Annotated in this window: 16 protein-coding genes; 5 read left to right on the forward strand and 11 right to left on the reverse strand. The window is 74.2% G+C overall.

Annotated elements, in window-relative coordinates; all coding sequences use genetic code 11:
- Window positions 1–351: 351 nt before the first annotated feature.
- Both CLV72_RS08500 and CLV72_RS08505 read right to left on the reverse strand, forming a co-directional pair.
- Window positions 352–1,278: a serine hydrolase gene (locus tag CLV72_RS08500; RefSeq protein WP_106242622.1), complete on the reverse strand. Its 927-nt coding sequence runs from the start codon at window positions 1,276–1,278 to the stop codon at window positions 352–354.
- Window positions 1,268–2,164, reverse strand: a complete 897-nt coding sequence (locus CLV72_RS08505) for a LysR family transcriptional regulator (RefSeq protein ID WP_106242625.1) — start codon at window positions 2,162–2,164, stop codon at window positions 1,268–1,270. The genes CLV72_RS08500 and CLV72_RS08505 overlap by 11 nt, the downstream gene beginning before the upstream one ends.
- Before the next feature lie 73 nt (window positions 2,165–2,237).
- Between CLV72_RS08505 and CLV72_RS08510 the strand changes: the two genes are divergently transcribed.
- Complete coding sequence (locus CLV72_RS08510) at window positions 2,238–3,167, forward strand: serine hydrolase (RefSeq protein WP_170140920.1); 930 nt, start codon at window positions 2,238–2,240, stop codon at window positions 3,165–3,167.
- 70 nt (window positions 3,168–3,237) lie between these two features.
- Here CLV72_RS08510 and rlmB read toward each other — a convergent pair whose 3' ends face one another.
- Both rlmB and cysS read right to left on the reverse strand, forming a co-directional pair.
- Window positions 3,238–4,194 carry a 23S rRNA (guanosine(2251)-2'-O)-methyltransferase RlmB gene (gene rlmB, locus CLV72_RS08515; RefSeq protein ID WP_106242628.1) on the reverse strand — a complete coding sequence of 319 codons (957 nt, stop codon included), beginning with the start codon at window positions 4,192–4,194 and terminating at the stop codon, window positions 3,238–3,240.
- Window positions 4,195–4,336: 142 nt separating this feature from the next.
- Window positions 4,337–5,728: a cysteine--tRNA ligase gene (gene cysS / locus CLV72_RS08520; protein ID WP_106242631.1), complete on the reverse strand. Its 1,392-nt coding sequence runs from the start codon at window positions 5,726–5,728 to the stop codon at window positions 4,337–4,339.
- 164 nt (window positions 5,729–5,892) lie between these two features.
- Between cysS and CLV72_RS08525 the strand changes: the two genes are divergently transcribed.
- Both CLV72_RS08525 and CLV72_RS08530 read left to right on the forward strand, forming a co-directional pair.
- Window positions 5,893–7,083 carry a hypothetical protein gene (locus tag CLV72_RS08525; protein WP_106242633.1) on the forward strand — a complete coding sequence of 397 codons (1,191 nt, stop codon included), beginning with the start codon at window positions 5,893–5,895 and terminating at the stop codon, window positions 7,081–7,083.
- A 3-nt stretch (window positions 7,084–7,086) separates the two neighbouring features.
- Complete coding sequence (locus CLV72_RS08530) at window positions 7,087–8,283, forward strand: fumarylacetoacetate hydrolase family protein (RefSeq protein WP_106242636.1); 1,197 nt, start codon at window positions 7,087–7,089, stop codon at window positions 8,281–8,283.
- Between the two features lie 17 nt (window positions 8,284–8,300).
- Here the strand turns inward: CLV72_RS08530 and ispF are convergent, their stop codons facing one another.
- The 4 genes from ispF to CLV72_RS08550 all read right to left on the reverse strand — a co-directional run bounded on the left by ispF (window position 8,301) and on the right by CLV72_RS08550 (window position 11,409).
- The gene (gene ispF / locus CLV72_RS08535) at window positions 8,301–8,759 is read right to left on the reverse strand and encodes a 2-C-methyl-D-erythritol 2,4-cyclodiphosphate synthase (RefSeq protein ID WP_106242639.1); all 459 of its coding nucleotides are present in this window, start codon (window positions 8,757–8,759) and stop codon (window positions 8,301–8,303) included.
- A 50-nt stretch (window positions 8,760–8,809) separates the two neighbouring features.
- Complete coding sequence (locus CLV72_RS08540) at window positions 8,810–9,292, reverse strand: CarD family transcriptional regulator (RefSeq protein ID WP_106242642.1); 483 nt, start codon at window positions 9,290–9,292, stop codon at window positions 8,810–8,812.
- Window positions 9,293–9,517: 225 nt separating this feature from the next.
- Complete coding sequence (locus tag CLV72_RS08545) at window positions 9,518–10,231, reverse strand: response regulator transcription factor (protein ID WP_106242645.1); 714 nt, start codon at window positions 10,229–10,231, stop codon at window positions 9,518–9,520.
- Window positions 10,228–11,409 (reverse strand): sensor histidine kinase, encoded by a 1,182-nt coding sequence (locus tag CLV72_RS08550; protein WP_245930004.1) that lies wholly within the window; start codon window positions 11,407–11,409, stop codon window positions 10,228–10,230. Before CLV72_RS08550 ends, CLV72_RS08545 begins: the two co-directional genes overlap by 4 nt.
- 123 nt (window positions 11,410–11,532) lie before the next feature.
- Here CLV72_RS08550 and phoU point away from each other — a divergent pair, with 123 nt between their 5' ends.
- A complete protein-coding gene (gene phoU, locus CLV72_RS08555; RefSeq protein ID WP_106242653.1) occupies window positions 11,533–12,183 on the forward strand; it encodes a phosphate signaling complex protein PhoU in 651 nt (216 codons plus the stop codon).
- Between the two features lie 113 nt (window positions 12,184–12,296).
- Window positions 12,297–12,923: a DUF1707 SHOCT-like domain-containing protein gene (locus CLV72_RS08560; RefSeq protein WP_245930005.1), complete on the forward strand. Its 627-nt coding sequence runs from the start codon at window positions 12,297–12,299 to the stop codon at window positions 12,921–12,923.
- Window positions 12,924–12,991: 68 nt separating this feature from the next.
- Here CLV72_RS08560 and CLV72_RS08565 read toward each other — a convergent pair whose 3' ends face one another.
- From CLV72_RS08565 to mshA, 3 genes are all read right to left on the reverse strand, one after another.
- Window positions 12,992–13,738: a phosphoglyceromutase gene (locus CLV72_RS08565; protein ID WP_106242656.1), complete on the reverse strand. Its 747-nt coding sequence runs from the start codon at window positions 13,736–13,738 to the stop codon at window positions 12,992–12,994.
- 61 nt (window positions 13,739–13,799) lie between these two features.
- A complete protein-coding gene (locus CLV72_RS08570; RefSeq protein WP_106242659.1) occupies window positions 13,800–14,297 on the reverse strand; it encodes a type III secretion system chaperone family protein in 498 nt (165 codons plus the stop codon).
- Window positions 14,294–15,541: a D-inositol-3-phosphate glycosyltransferase gene (gene mshA / locus CLV72_RS08575; protein WP_106242662.1), complete on the reverse strand. Its 1,248-nt coding sequence runs from the start codon at window positions 15,539–15,541 to the stop codon at window positions 14,294–14,296. Before mshA ends, CLV72_RS08570 begins: the two co-directional genes overlap by 4 nt.

The raw sequence follows: 15,541 nt of genomic DNA on the forward strand, positions 1-15,541 counted from the left end.
CGGCCGCGGCGTCCGGGCCCCGCTCCGCTGCACGGCCGGGCGCCGAGGGGCGGGCCTCGGCCGGTGCCGGGCGTTCCGGCAGGGCGGAGCGGTCGGGGTGCGAGGTCGACGCCCGGCGCGAGCGGATGGGCCACCCTCCGTACGCGACCGGTTACCCTGCTGCCCGTCCGCCCGCCGCGAAAACCCCCCGTAACGGTCCTTCACCGACATCGCCGCAGGCCAGGGCGGAACGGCGCCATAGCCGCGCGGATCGGCCGCCGGGCGCGGACGCGCGGAGGGCGGCGGCGGTGGACTCGGTCGTCGTGTACCGGAGGCGATGGGCGGAGGCACACCGCGCCGCCCGACCGGATGTCACTGGCCGCCGGTGCTCGCGATGGCCGGGTTGAGAGAGCGGAGATGCCGATGGAGCAGTCGTGCGGCCTCGCCGAGCGCGGCGTCGGCCGCCGGCTGCGCGCGCGCCGGGACTGATGACTCCGAGAGGACGGCGATCGCGTAGCGGTCGCCGAACTCGTGCTCGAGCACGCCGGCCTCGTGGCGCAGGGTGAGGAAGGTACCGGCCTTGGAGGACCACCGGGCGACGTCGGACTCCAAATCGGGAGCCAGGCGCTGGCGCAGCATGTTGGCGGCCATGAGTTCGCGCAGCCGGACCGCCCACGGACCGGTTGCGGACCAGATGTCGGCGAGCAGGTCGGTGAGGGCACGGGCGGTCCCAACGTTGGCGCGTGCGACGTCCAGCTGCGGGATCACATCGCCGCCACCGCGGGTCGCCGACCGGATGGCGAGTGCGAGTGCGAGGTGCGGTCCTTCGTCGCCGAGTCGCTCGGCGACACTGCGCTGCAGGTCGTCCACGAGGTGCCGGACCGTGATGTCGCGGTGGCCGCGCTTGCGCAGCGCTGCCGTGACCTCCTCCGGCGGGCACAGGCGGAAGAGTTCGTCGCCGGCCGCGTTGTCGCTGACGCACATCGCGAGGTACATCAGGTCGTCCACCGCGATCCTCGCCGGCCGGCGGAAGCGGCTGAGCCCGCCCGGACCCGTTGTGCTGTGCGCCGGATCGATGTCGACGGCGTCGTCGAGTGCCGGGCCGTCGCCGCGGTCGTGCCGGATCAGCAGCGCCATCACGAGCGGCAGTTTGACCACTGAGGCGAGCGGGAAGGCCCGGTCCGCGTCGAGAGCGATCTCGCGTCCGGTCTCCAGGTCGCGCACGCAGATGCCGGCCCGGAGCCCGGCGCGGTCGAGGAGGTCCGTGACCTCGGCGAGCAGTCGTGCTTCAGTCGGCATCCGGAGCTCCCGCGGTGTCGTCGGGCGGATGCAGGAGCTCGCCGATGAGCGGCGCGAGCAGGTCGGCCGCGTGCCTCCGGTCGGCTCCGGCGAGTAGGTCGTGGCCGCGGCGCAGCGCGGGATCGACCATGGGACGCCAGTGCAGGGCGAACCGGGCGGCATCGGCCGCCGTGGTCAGGACGAGGTCCGAGGTCCCGATGGCCCGCTGAACGGCTACGACGGTGCTCGTCCAGCGCACCTGGCCGAGTGCCAGGCCGTGCGCGTCGCGTGCGCGTTCCAGTGGGTCGCGGATATGGGCGACGTCGTCCTCCGCGGTCCCCCACAGGGTGACCGCGGTGCGGTCGCGCCGACCGCGCCGGAGTTCGGTCAGGTGGAAGGGCCCGGCCGCTCCGCCGCGCGCGGCCACGCCCAGGGGGGAGGTCCATCGCGCGACATCGGCGGGAGCCGTGACGACCGCGAGGTCGACCAGATCCCCCGCCAGGGCACGACGCCGTCCGTCCGGATCGCCGGGCCGGGTCTCGACGGCGACACCGCGTGCGAGTGCGCGGGACGCCAGGTAGGCGATTTCCACGATCTCAGGGCCATCGGGCAGCGCCAGCAGCAGAGCGCCCTCACGGTGGCGGGCGGCCCCGTCGTGCAAGGCCTGCACGGCGGCCACGACCTGCTCGGCGACCGGAAGCATGGTCCTGCCGTAGCGGGTGAGGGAGACGCGCCGGGAGGAGCGCTCCAGCAGCGCGCCGCCCAGCGCACGCTCCAGCGCGGCGACGCGCCGACTCACCACGGGCTGCGAGACGGCGATGGACGCCGCGCCCACCGTGAAACTCTCCTGCCGCGCGACGGCCACGAACGCCTGGCACGCCGGAACGAGGTCGAGCGTACGAGCCATGCATGCCTTTCCCACATTGATCCGCCGGATTTCATGCTGTGACAGCGTAACGACGCGGCGGCACGATCGTCACATGACTCCTCGTCCTTCTCTTCTGGCCCGTCCCTTGTCCCGTCGCACGGCGCTCGGCGGTCTGCTCGTCAGCTCGCTCGGGGCTCTCGTCGGCTGCGCGGGCGACGAACGTCCGGGCACCGGGCCCGATCCCACCCCCATCCCCGCTTCCGACCCGGGAGGCGTCGTAGATGGGCTGGTCGCCCTGGAAGAGCGCACCGGCCGCACGGTCGGGGCGGTACTGCTCGAAGGCGGCCGGCGGCTCGTGGCGCACCGGCCGGACCAGGTGATGCCGACGTGCTCGGTGTTCAAGAGCTTCCTCGTGGCCGCGCTCCTGCACGACCGGGGCGACGACCGCGAATACTGGTATGACGCGGCGATCGATTACGACGAGTCCGACGTCGTCATCAACTCGGCGGTGCTGTCAGAGCGCAGCGGTCCCATCAGCCCCCATGATCTTGCCGAGGCCGCCCTGCGCTACAGCGACAACACGGCTGCGAACCTGCTGCTCGCCGAGTTGGGCGGCCCAGCGGTACTGACGGAGTTCACCCGATCGCTCGGCGCGGCGGTCACGAGGTTCGACCGCCTCGAACCCGAACTGAACGCCGCGGTGCCCGGCGACGACCGCGACACCAGCACTCCGGCCGAGGTGGCGATGCTGATGCATGCCGTCCTCGTGGAGCGAAGCGCCGGTGCCTACACCGCCGCTCGGCTGAACACCTGGATGCTCTGGAACGAGACCTCACGGATCACCGAAGCGCTGCGGACCGGCGACGAGCTCACCGACCGTACAGGCGCGGGCGCGTACGGCGTCGTCAACGACGCCGGCGTCCTGTACCGCCCGGGGCAGCCCCCTCGCAGCTTCGCGGTGATGACCCGGACCGACGACGAGGACGCCGAGAACGACGACGCGGTCGTGCTCGAAGCGGCACGCCTCCTCCTCGGCTCATGACCGACTCGCACGGTCTCGGACCGGCCGCCCGGGACGGCGTCGGCGTCGGCCGATGCCGCCGGTCACCGCACTAGGCTGAGCGCGACCGCGAGCGGCTGACCTCGTACAGCGCCACGCCGGAGGCGACCGACGCGTTCAGCGACTCGGCCGCCGGGCCCATCGGGATGCGGGCCACCAGGTCGCAGCGCTCGCGCACCAGGCGCGACAGGCCGCGGCCCTCGGAGCCGACCACCACCACGACCGGGCCGGTGAGCAGGTCGACCGCGTCAATGTCGGCCTCGGCCGTGCCGTCCAGGCCGACCACGAACAGGCCGGCCCGCCGGTAGTCCTCCAGGGTGCGGGTGAGGTTCACCGCCCGCGCCACCGGCAGCCGGGCCAGGGTGCCGGCCGAGGTCTTCCAGGCGGCGGCGGTCACCCCGGCCGCGCGGCGCTCCGGGATGAGCAGGCCGTGCGCCCCGAACGCGGCCGCCGAGCGGGCCACCGCGCCGAGGTTGTGGGGGTCGGTGATGCCGTCAAGCGCCACCACCAGCGCGGGCGCCTCGGCCGCCATGGCCGATTCGAGCAGTTCGCCGGGGTGCACGTACGGGAACGGCGGCACCACCAGGGCCAGGCCCTGGTGCGGCGCGCCCTCGGTGCGCCGGTCCAGCTCGGCCCGGCCGGCCTCCTGCACGGGCACGCCGAGGTCGCCGGCGATGCGGACGGCCTCCTTGACGCGGTCGTCGGCGTCGACGCTCACGCCCAGCAGCAGCGCGTCGGCGGGGACGCGGGCCCGCAGCGCCTCGACCACCGGGTTGCGGCCGACCACCATCTCGCGCTCGCCCCGGCCGCGGCGCGCCGCGACGGCGCGCGGGGCGGGGGCGTCGCCGAACTTGGCGTCGCGCTTGGCGGCGCGGTCGGCCTGCTTCTTGCCGTACCAGTGCCGCTGCGAGGCGGGGATGGTGTCCTTGCGCCCTTCCAGGGCGCGGTGGCCCTTTCCGCCGCTGCCCTTGGGCGCCCGCGATCCGCGGCCGCCTTTGCTGGCCGTCATGGTGCTTCTCCCGATCGAAAGGGGGCGGCGCTGGGACGGACTGACAGGATCGGTCCGGCCGCCGTTGGGTCGTACGCGAGCGGCGCCGCCGCCGGGGCGTGGCGCCCGCAACCCTCCGATGCTATGCGAGCGCCGGGCCCGCTCAGCCCCGCTTCAGCTCCCAGCGGGGGCCGTGCGGGGTGTCCTCGACCAGCACCCCGGCCGAGGCCAGCTGGTCGCGGATGGCGTCGGCGGCGGCGTAGTCCTTGCGGGCCCTGGCCGCCTGGCGCTGCTCCAGCACCACCGCGACCAGCGCGTCGACCACCTCGCGCGCCTCCGAGCCGTCCCCGGAGCCCGCCCAGGGCTCGGCCAGCGGGTCGACGCCGAGGACGCCGAGCATGCCGCGCAGCTCGGCGAGGTGCCGGGCGGCGCGGTCCTTGTCGTCCGCGGCCAGCGCGGAGTTGCCGTCGCGCACGGCGGCGTGCACCACCGCGAGCCCGGCCGGGACGCCGAGGTCGTCGTCGAGCGCGGCGGCGAACTCGGCCGGGACCTCGCCGGGCTCCTGCACCCCGACGATCTCGACCGCTCGCGCCGCGAAGCCCTCGATCCGCTGGTAGGCGGCGGCCGCCTCGGCCAGCGCCTCGTCGGAGAAGTCGAAGGTGGAGCGGTAGTGGGCCTGGCCCAGGTAGTAGCGCAGCTCCACCGGGCGGACCCGGCGGACCAGGTCGGGGATGAGCAGGGAGTTGCCCACCGACTTGCTCATCTTCTCGCCGCCCACGGTGAGCAGGCCGTTGTGCAGCCAGTACTGCGCGAAGGGGTCGCCGGCCGCCCGCGACTGGGCCAGCTCGTTCTCGTGGTGCGGGAAGACGAGGTCGAGGCCGCCGCCGTGGATGTCGAAGGCGGCGCCGAGGTACTTGGTGGCCATGGCCGAGCACTCCAGGTGCCAGCCGGGGCGCCCCTCCCCCCACGGGGTCTCCCAGCTCGGCTCGCCCGGCTTGGCGCCCTTCCACAGCGCGAAGTCGCGGACGTCGCGCTTGCAGGGGGCCGAGGAGTCGTCGGAGGCGCGCATCGCCTCGGGGCGCTGGTTGGACAGCTCGCCGTACTCGGGGAAGGAGTCGACGGAGAAGTAGACGTCGCCCTCGGCCGCGTAGGCGTGGCCGGACTCGATCAGCCGCCGCATCAGCACGATCATCTCGGGGACGTGGCCCGTGGCGCGCGGCTCCACGGTGGGCGGCAGGCAGCCCAGCACGTCATACGCCCAGGTGAACGCGCGCTGGTTGCGCTCGCTCACCGCCCACCACGGCACGCCCTCGGCCGCCGCGGTGTTGATGATCTTGTCGTCGATGTCGGTGACGTTCCGGCAGAAGGTGACCTCGTAGCCGCGGTGGCTCAGCCAGCGGCGCAGGATGTCGAAGTTGATCCCTGACCGGATGTGGCCGATGTGCGGCGGAGCCTGCACAGTGGCGCCACACAGGTACAGCGAGGCGCGCCCCGGGATGACCGGGACGAAGTCGCGTACCGCACGGTGCCGGGTGTCATAGAAGCGCAGGCTCACGTCTCACAGGTTAGGCGATCGGCCTCCGCGAAGGGCCGCGTCCGCGAGGATTGCGGCCGCCCCGTCCCGGACGCGGCCGGGCGCGTCCGGCCGCATCCCCAGATCCCCGGCGCCGACGATCAACTACCCCCGAGTCACGGCAAACTTGGCTAATCTCCCTTCTGATGGAGACCAGACACCCCAGGTCCGCGCGCCCAGCGGCCCCCCGGCCCCCCAGCCGGCGCCGGCTCCCCCGGCTGCTGGCCACCCTCAGCGTGCTGCTGGTCGGCCTCGCGGTGGGCGGCGCCGCGGTCTACCTGTCCTTCGCCGCGATCCTCGCCCTGGTGGTGCGCGGCGGCGTGCCCGCCCAGCAGGCCTTCCTGTACCCGTCGCTCGGCTACGCGCTGCTGGCCGCCTTCTTCATCGGCGTGCTGGCCCTCAACGCCCGCCACTGGGTGCTGGTGCTCGCCACCGAGCTGCTGTTCTACGCGCTGCTGGTCCTGCTGCTGGCCGCCACCGTCTACGGCGCCGCCCCGGCCGGTATCGTCCGCCCCGACCTCGCCACCGGCCTGGCCGCCATCCCCTGGCTCGCCTTCGGGCTGGTCTCCTGGCTGCTGTTCACCCTGGTGCGCGCGCCCGACGACGACGAGCGCGCCGAGCCGCCCGCCGGGCACGCCGACCGGCCCGAGTACACCGACGCCCCCGAGCAGGCCGGGCCGGCCGACACCACCGTGCCGCTGGCCCCCGTCCGCGCCCTGCCCGAGCCGCCCGCCCTGTCCGAGCAGCGGCCCGAGCCCGGGCCCGAGCCGGACGCCCGGCCGGCCGCGGCCGCCGCGAGCGGCGCTCCGGCCGAGGCGGACGGCCCCGAGGCGCCGCCCCCCGGGCCGCCCCGCCCGGGTGAACCGGAGCCCGCCGGGGCGCCTGAGCCCGAGCCGGACCGCGAGCCCGCGGTGTCCGCAGTGTCGGCCGCGAACGCGACCACCACCACCGGCCGCTTCCGGCGCCCCGAGCCCGAGCCGGTCACCGAGCCGGCGCCCGAGCCCGAGGCGCCCGGCGAGCCAGCCGCGGCGCCCTCGCTGGCCCGGGTCCCGGTCCGCCACCGCGACGTGCGGCGGCACACCCTCCCCCGGCTGCCGCAGCGCACCCCGGGCACCACCGGCCACCACCCGCGCACGCCCGTCGACGAGCCCGCGCCCCTGGCGGCCCCGGCCCCCGCCCGCGGCGGCGAAGCCGCCGCCCGGTCGCGCGGCTACGACGACGAGGGCGCCGTGCCCGACCCCCAGCCCGACGACCCCTCAGGCGACGAATCGCACGCCGTGCCGACCGAGCCGCCCATGGGCCGGGTGCGCAGCGGGCCCGTGCCGCCGGGCGGCTGAGCCGTGACGGCCCCCGGTCCGGCGGACGCCGCCTGGCAGCCGCGCTACGGCGTCTTCTCCCGGCGGGGCGAGCTGCCGCGCGTGGGCGCCGCCGTCGGCACCCAGGTGCTCGACCTGGCCGGCCTCGCGGCCGAGGAGGCCGTCGGCGACCGCCGCTGGTTCGCGGCCGGCTCCCTCAACGCCTTCCTGCGGGCCGGCCGGCCCGCCTGGACCTCCGTGCGCGACCGGCTGGCCGGGCTGCTCGCCGCTGGCGCCGCCCCGGGGCTGTCCCGCCATCTCAGCCCGATCGGCGAGGTGGAGCTGCACCCGCCGGTCGCCACCGGCGACGTGGTGGAGTTCAGCTCCGCGCCCGCGCACGCCGAGGCGGTGGCCGAACTGCTCGGCGCCGACGGCAGCCCGCTACCGCCCAGCGCCGCCGGAATGCCCTTCGCGCTGCCGCGCCGGGCCGGCGCGGTCCGCACCTCGGCCGCCCCGGTCGAGCGGCCCAGCGGCCAGTTCCGCGCCGAGGGCGCCGAGGGAGCGGCCTTCGGGCCCACCACCAAGCTCGACGTCGCGGTGAAGCTGGCCGCCGTGGTGGGGGTGCCCACGCCCGCCGACCGCCTGGTCACCGCCGCCGACTACGCCGACCACGTCTTCGGCCTCACCCTGGTGGCCGACTTCTGCGCCCGCGACTTCCAGACCTGGGCCTTCGGCCCGCTCGGCGCGCTGCTCGGCGACGCCTTCCGCACCGTCGTCTCGCCGTGGGTCACCCCGACGCACGCGCTGGCCGGGCCGGTGCCCGCCGCCGAGGAGGCGCCCGGCTCCCGCACGCCGCTGCCGTACCTGCTCGCGCCGGAGCCCGCGCCCGCCATCGACCTGGAGTTGGAGCTCAACGGCCAGGTGGTGTCGCGGCCGCGCACGGCCGCCCTGGCCTGGACCCCCGCGCAACTGTTCGCGCAGGCCGCCTCGGGCGGCCACCGGCTGCGCACCGGCGACCTGATCAGCACCGGCACCATCTCGGGCCCGGCCCGCACCGAGCGCGGCTGCCTGCTGGAACTCACCGACGACGGCGCCCGCCCGCTCGAACTGGTCGACGGCAGCACCCGGGGCTACCTGGCCGATGGCGACAGCGTGCGGGTGCACGCCTTCGGCCGCGGCCCGCAGGGCGAGCGGGTGCCGCTGGGCGAGGTGGCGGTGACCATCCACCCGGCGCCGCTGTAGCGGGCGAGGGCGCGGGCTCAGGCGGGGTAGACCAGCGCGGTGGCGATCGCGGCGATGCCCTCGCCCCGGCCGGTGAGGCCCAGGCCGTCGGTGGTGGTGGCCGAGACCGTCACGGGCGCGCCCACCGCCTCGGTGAGCACCCGCTCCGCCTCGGCCCGGCGCGGCGCCAGCTTGGGGCGGTTCCCGACGACCTGCACGGCGACATTGCCGATGGCGAAGCCGGCATCGGCGACCCGCCGCCGCACCTCGCCGAGCAGGGCGACGCCCGAGGCGCCGGACCAGCGGGGGTCGCTGGTGCCGAACTGGGCGCCGAGGTCGCCCAGGCCGCAGGCCGACAGCAGCGCGTCGCAGGCGGCATGGGCCGCCACATCGCCGTCGGAATGGCCGGCCACGCCGTCCTGCCCGGGCCACAGCAGCCCGGCCAGGTGCAGCGGCCGACCGACAGCGAACGGGTGGACGTCGGTTCCGACGCCCACCCGTGGTAGCAACACGGGCGCGGCTGCACCCGCGCCCACCGACTCGCTGTTCAGGTGGCCAGCACCTCGTCCAGGAGCTTCTCCGCCTTGTCCTCGTTCGTCTTCTCGGCGAGGGCGAGTTCACTCACCAGAATCTGACGAGCCTTGGCCAGCATCCGCTTTTCACCGGCCGAAAGCCCGCGCTCCTTGTCGCGCCGCCACAAATCGCGGACGACTTCCGCGACCTTGTTGACGTCGCCGGATGCGAGCTTTTCCAGATTTGCTTTGTAACGCCGGGACCAGTTGGTCGGCTCCTCGGTGTGCGGGGCGCGCAGCACCGAGAACACCCGCTCCAACCCCTCCTGACCGACCACATCGCGGACGCCCACTTCCTCGGCGTTCTCCGCGGGCACCCGGACGGTGAGGTCGCCCTTGTCGACCTTCAGGACCAGATAGGTCCTGTCCTCGCCCTTGATGGTTCGAATCTCGATAGCTTCGATACGAGCAGCCCCATGGTGGGGGTAGACGACGGTGTCGCCGACCTTGAAAGACATGTGGCAAGTACCCCTTCCGCTATACCAAGGATACCACGCCTTCCTCCTCCCTAGGCCGCCCGACAATGCGAAGCCGCAGGTCAACGCGGCAATTGGCCGCCGTGTCACCGGTCGGGAGCGGCCCGGGAGGAGCGATGGCGGCGCTCACCAGTGCAAACGGACGGCGGCCGCGGCCGCCGGGCCGACCGGCCCGCCGGCCGCCCGGCGCGGCACCGGACCCGGCCGTCATCCGGCCGCGGTCTCGGCCTCCGCGTCGGCGGTGGGCTCGAACTTGTAGCCGAGCCCGCGCACCGTGACGATGAAGCGGGGGTTGCCGGGGTCGGGCTCGATCTTGGCGCGCAGCCGCTTGACGTGCACGTCGAGGGTCTTGGTGTCGCCGACGTAGTCGGCGCCCCAGACGCGGTCGATGAGCTGCATCCGGGTGAGCACCCGGCCGGCGTTGCGCAGCAGCACCTCCAGCAGCTCGAACTCCTTGAGCGGCAGCTGCACGCCGTCGCCGCGCACCGTGACGACGTGGCGCTCGACGTCCATGCGGACCGGCCCGGCCTCCAGGGTGGTCGGCAGCATGACCTCGTCCTCGCCCCTGCGCCGCAGCACGGCGCGGATGCGGGCGACCAGCTCCCGGGAGGAGAAGGGCTTGGTGACGTAGTCGTCGGCGCCCAGCTCCAGGCCGACGACCTTGTCGATCTCGCTGTCCTTGGCGGTGAGCATGATCACCGGCACGTTCGACTTCTGCCGCAGGGTGCGGCAGACCTCGGTGCCGGGCAGTCCGGGCAGCATCAGATCGAGCAGCACCAGGTCGGCCCCGGTGCGGTCGAAGGTCTCGAGCGCGGCCGTCCCGGTCGGCGCGACGGCGACTTCGAAGCCTTCCTTGCGCAGCATGTAGGACAGGGCGTCGCTGTAGGACTCCTCGTCCTCGACGACGAGTACGCGCGTCACTGTGATGCCTCCCGAAGGGTGGTGGTGATCCCGGAGCTGTCGCGCTCCTTGGGGTCTGGCAGCGGCACCTTGAGGGTGAAGGTCGACCCCGCGCCCTCCTGGCTCCACACCGCGACCTCGCCGCGGTGGTGGGTGGCGACGTGCTTGACGATCGCGAGGCCGAGGCCGGTGCCGCCGGTGGAGCGCGAGCGGGCCGCGTCCACCCGGTAGAAACGTTCGAAGATCCGCTCCAGATCACCCGGCGGGATGCCGATGCCCTGGTCGGTGACGGTGATGCTGGCCAGGCCGTCGGAGGTCTCGACCGCCACCACCACGCGGGTGCCGTCGGGGCTGTAGGCGACGGCGTTGGCCACCAGGTTGCGCACCGCGGTGACCAGCAGCCGCTCGTCGCCGAGAACCACCACATCGGGCTCGCCGCCGGAGACCAGCTCGATGTCCTTGGCGTCGGCGACCAGCTGGTTGGCGTCCAGCGCCTCGGCGATGACGGAGTCCACCTCCACCAGGGCGGGCTCGGCCATCGGCTCGGCACCCTGGATGCGCGACAGGGTGATGAGGTCCTGGATCACGCTGGTCAGCCGGGTGGCCTCGTGCTGCATGCGGCCGGCGAAGCGGCGCACCGCCTCGGGGTCGTCGCTGGCGCCCTCGACCGTCTCGGCCAGCAGCGACAGGGCGCCGACCGGGGTCTTGAGCTCGTGGCTGACATTGGCGACGAAGTCGCGGCGGACCGCCTCGACCCGCCGCCGCTCGGTCTGGTCCTCGGCGAGCACCAGCACCAGGCCGGTGCTGCCCAGCGGCGCCACCCGCACCGCGAAGGTGGTGCTGTCGGGGCCGAACTTGCGCAGCGCGACGTCGATCTCGGTCTCGCGGATGACGCCGTCCCTGCGGACCTGCCGGGCCATGGCCAGCAGCTCACTGATCACCAGGCGGTCGCCTCTGACCAGGCCGAACGCGCGGGCGGCCGAGCTGGCGCGCAGCACGCGGTCGGCGTTGTCCAAGACGACCGCCGAGGACGGCAGCGCGGTCAGCACCTCGGCGATGCCGTCGGGCAGCGCCGGTCCGGCCGCGGGCGGCTCGGCCGCGCGGCTGCTCGCCTCGCTCAGTTTGAAGGTCACGAACGCCGCGACCCCCGTCATGAGACCGACGAGGAAGGCGACTCCGACGAGAAGCTCCTCCTGCACAATTCGATCGTAAACGCGCAGGCAAGGGCCGTACCCTCCGCGTAGCCTGGACAGTGACAGGTTCGTCGAGAATTCACCCGATCGGCGTGAGTGATTCACGGCCGACTGAGGACGATTGAGGCCATGCGCGATACTTACCACGAGGAACTCGACGCCGTCACCGACCGCCTGGTGCGGCTGACGCAGCTGGTCAGGACCGCGATGGCGCGAGCGACCACCGCCCTGCTCGACGCCGACCTCCAGGCCGCCGAGTCCGTCATCACGGGCGACGCGGAGGTGAACCGCCTCAACGATGAGACCGAGGAGGCGACCCTGGAGCTGATGGCGCTGCAGCAGCCGGTCGCCAAGGACCTCCGCACCCTGGTCACCTCCATGCAGATGGCCAGCGAACTGGAGCGGATGGGCGATCTGGCGGTGCACATCGCCAAGATCGCGCGCCGCCGGCACCCCGACTCCGCCGTGCCGCAGCAGCTGCGGCCGATCATCCTGGAGATGGGCACCACCGCCGAACTGCTCATCACCAAGACCGGCACGGTCATCGCCACCCACGACGACGAACTCGCCAAGGAGCTGGAGGGCGACGACGACCGCATGGACGCGCTCCGCACCCAGCTGCTCACCAGGATCCTGAGCAGCGGCTGGCAGCACGGCGTGGAGCCGGCCGTCGACCTCACCCTGGCCGGGCGCTACTTCGAGCGCTACGCCGACCACGCCGTCCACGTCGCGCACAACATGATCTACGTGATCACCGGCGAGAAGCACGAGGAGGACTGAGCCGGCCCGTCCCCATCCGGTCCCGGACCGCCCTCCGGCCGAGGCCCCCGAGCGCGCGATCCGCGCCCGCTCGGGGGTCGGCAGGGCGGCCGGGGCTGAGTAATGTTCCTTCCGTGTCGACCAACCTTCCGCCGGAGCGGGCCCGGCTGCGCGTGTCCGACTCCGACCGCGAGTCCGTGGCCGAGCAGCTGCGCGAGGCCGCCGGCGACGGGCGCATCACCCTTGAGGAACTCGACGAGCGCCTGACGGCCACCTACGCCGCCCGCACCTACGGCGACCTCGTCCCCATCACCGACGACCTCCCCGGCGACCCCGAGCTGTCCGATCCGGCGCTGTCCATGCCCGACGGCCGCGACCTCGCGCCCGCCGACACCGTCGAGGTGCACGCCGTGGGCACCACCGCGCGCCGCACCGGCGCCTGGCGGGTACCGCGCAAACTGGTGGTGCGCGGCTCGATGGGCTCCGCCTACCTGGACTTCCGCCAGGCCGTGCTCCCGGGCCGCCTGGTCGAGATCGAGATCGAGGCGCACGCCGGCTCGGTCGCCATCGTGCTCCCCGACGGCGCCACCGCCACCATGGAGGTCACCGCCTCCTTCGGCACCGCCAAGACCACCGTCCCCGAGGTCCCCGCCCCCGGGCAGCCCCACTTCCGCGTCACCGGCAGATCGGCCATGGGCTCGGTCCGCGTGCGCTACGCCTACGGCCACTGGTGGCGGCGCTGGCGTGAGCGCCGGAGCTGAACCAGGGACGGGCGCCGCGCGCCCCTACCCGCGGTGCGACCGCGAGCAGGGACCCGGCGCGGACACGGCTACTTCTTGCCCTGGTTCTTGACCGCTTCGATGGCGGCCGCGGCGGCCTGGGGGTCCAGGTACTCGCCGCCCGGCTTGCGGGGGGTGAAGTCGTCGGCGAGGTCGTAGACGAGCGGGATGCCGGTGGGGATGTTCAGGCCGGCGATCTCGGTGTCGCTGACGCCGTCGAGGTGCTTGACCAGGGCGCGCAGGGAGTTGCCGTGCGCGGCGACCAGCACGGTGCGGCCGGCCGACAGCTCGGGGACGATCTGGTCGTACCAGTAGGGCAGCAGCCGCACCACCACGTCGGCCAGGCACTCGGTGCGCGGCACGATCTCCTGCGGGAGGTGGGCGTAGCGGGGGTCGCCGACCTGGGAGTACCGGTCGTCGTCGGCCAGCGGGGGCGGCGGGGTGTCGTAGGAGCGGCGCCAGATCATGAACTGCTCGTCGCCGAACTCGGCGCGGGTCTGGGCCTTGTCCTTGCCCTGGAGGGCGCCGTAGTGGCGCTCGTTCAGCCGCCAGCTGCGGCGCACCGGCAGCCAGAGCAGGTCGGCGGTCTCCAGGGCGAGGTTCGCGGTGCGGATCGCCCGCTTGAGGGTGGAGGTGTACACGACGTCGGGGGTGAACCCGGCCTCGGCCAGCAGCCGCCCGCCGGTGCGGGCCTCCTGCTCGCCTTTCTCGGAGAGATCGACGTCAACCCATCCGGTGAAGAGGCCCTTGGCGTTCCAGACGCTCTCACCGTGTCGAAGCAGTACCAATGTCGCCATGGGGGCCAGCCTACTCAGGGCAGGTGTAGACCTCTGCCGGTACCGGGGCCGCCCGGGCGGCTCACTCGGCCGGTTCGGCGAGGTGCCGGAAGGCCTCCAGGTTGCGGGTGCTCTCGCCCCGGCTGGTGCGCCAGGCCCACTCCTTGCGGATGGCGGTGCCGAAGCCGAGTTCGAGGGCGGGGTTGAAGTAGTCGTCGGAGTACTCCAGCACCGCGCCGAGGACGCGGTCGACCTCGTCGTCGCCGACGGCGGCGTGCGCGATGTGGCCGGTCAGGTAGACGTCGCCGATGGGGTCCAGGGCGAAGCGCACGCCGTACATGCGGGCGTTCTTCTCCAGCAGCCAGCGGTAGAAGGCCGCGTGGTTCTCATCGGGCCGGCGGCAGAAGAATGCCTCGACCTTGACGCTGTGCGCGCCGACGACCAGCCAGGTCCAGGTGGCGAGCTTGCGGCGGCCGGGCAGCCGCACCAGGTAGGAGCCGGGCGAGGGGCTCTCGAAGTCGACGCCGGCCTCGGCCAGGCAGCGCTCGACGGCGGCGCGGGCGGCGGCCTCGGCGCTCACCGGTTCACCGCCGGGCGCAGCCGGGCGGGGGCGAGGAGTTCGGTGTAGGCGTCCATCAGACCGTCCACGGTACGCGACCAGCCGAAGCCCGCGGCGTGCCGCCGCCCGGCGCGGCCGAGCCGGTCCCGCCAGTCCGGGTTCTCCACCAGCCGGCGCAGCACCGCGGCGTAGCGCTCGGGCTCGTGGCCGGGCACCAGCACGCCGGAGACGCCGTCGCGCACCGCCGTGGCCAGTCCGCCGACGGCGGCGGCGACCACCGGGGTGCCGCAGGCCTGCGACTCGACCGCGACCAGGCCGAAGGACTCCGAGTAGGAGGGCACCACCGTCGCGGTGGCGGCGCGGTACCAGTCGGCCAGCCGCTCCTGGCGGCACGGCGGCTCCAGCCTGATCCGGTCGCCGATGCCCGCCTGGCGGGCCAGCCGGCGCAGCCGGGCCGGGCCGACGGCGTCGGAGCCGCCCGACAGCCCGCCCACCACGGCGACCACCAGCCGCTCGCGCAGGGCGGGGTCGGCGGCGGCCAGCCGGGCGGCGGCCCGCACCAGCACGTCGGGGGCCTTGAGCCGCTGCACCCGGCCGACGAAGAGCAGCACCACGTCACCGGGGCGCAGCCCGAGGCGGTCGCGGGCCGCGCGGGCGGAGCCGGGGCCGAAGACGTCCAGGTCGACGCCGGGGGCGACGGTGCGCACCGCGCCGGGGGCGGCGCCGTAGAGCCGGACCAGCTGCCCGGCCTCCTCGGCGGTGTTGGCGATCAGCCGGTCGGCCGCCTCTACCACCTGGGTCTCGCCGCGCAGCCGCAGGTCGGGCTCTGGCGGCTCCCCTTCGGGCAGCGCGGCGTTCTTGACCCGGGCGAGGGTGTGCATGGAGTGCACCAGCGGCACGCCCCAGCGCTGCCGGCAGACGGCGGCGGCCTTGCCCGACAGCCAGTAGTGGCTGTGCACGAGGTCGTAGTGGCCGGGGGCGTGCTCGGCCTCGGCGCGCAGCACGCCGAAGGTGAACGGGCACAGCTGGGCGGGCAGCCGCTCCTTGGCCAGCGGCCCGAAGGGCCCGGCCGGGATGTGCCGCACGGTCACGCCGGGGGCGGCGGCCACGGCGGGCGGCTGGGCGGCGGAGGTGGCCCGGGTGAACACGTCCACGGCCACACCGCGCTCGGCCAGCCGCCTGGCCGTCTGCATCACGTAGACGTTCATGCCGCCCGCGTCGCCGCCGCCGGGCTGCTCCAGCGGCGATGTGTGCAGGCTCACCAT

The organism is Allonocardiopsis opalescens, from assembly GCF_003002095.1.
GTDB lineage: Bacteria > Actinomycetota > Actinomycetes > Streptosporangiales > Streptosporangiaceae > Allonocardiopsis > Allonocardiopsis opalescens.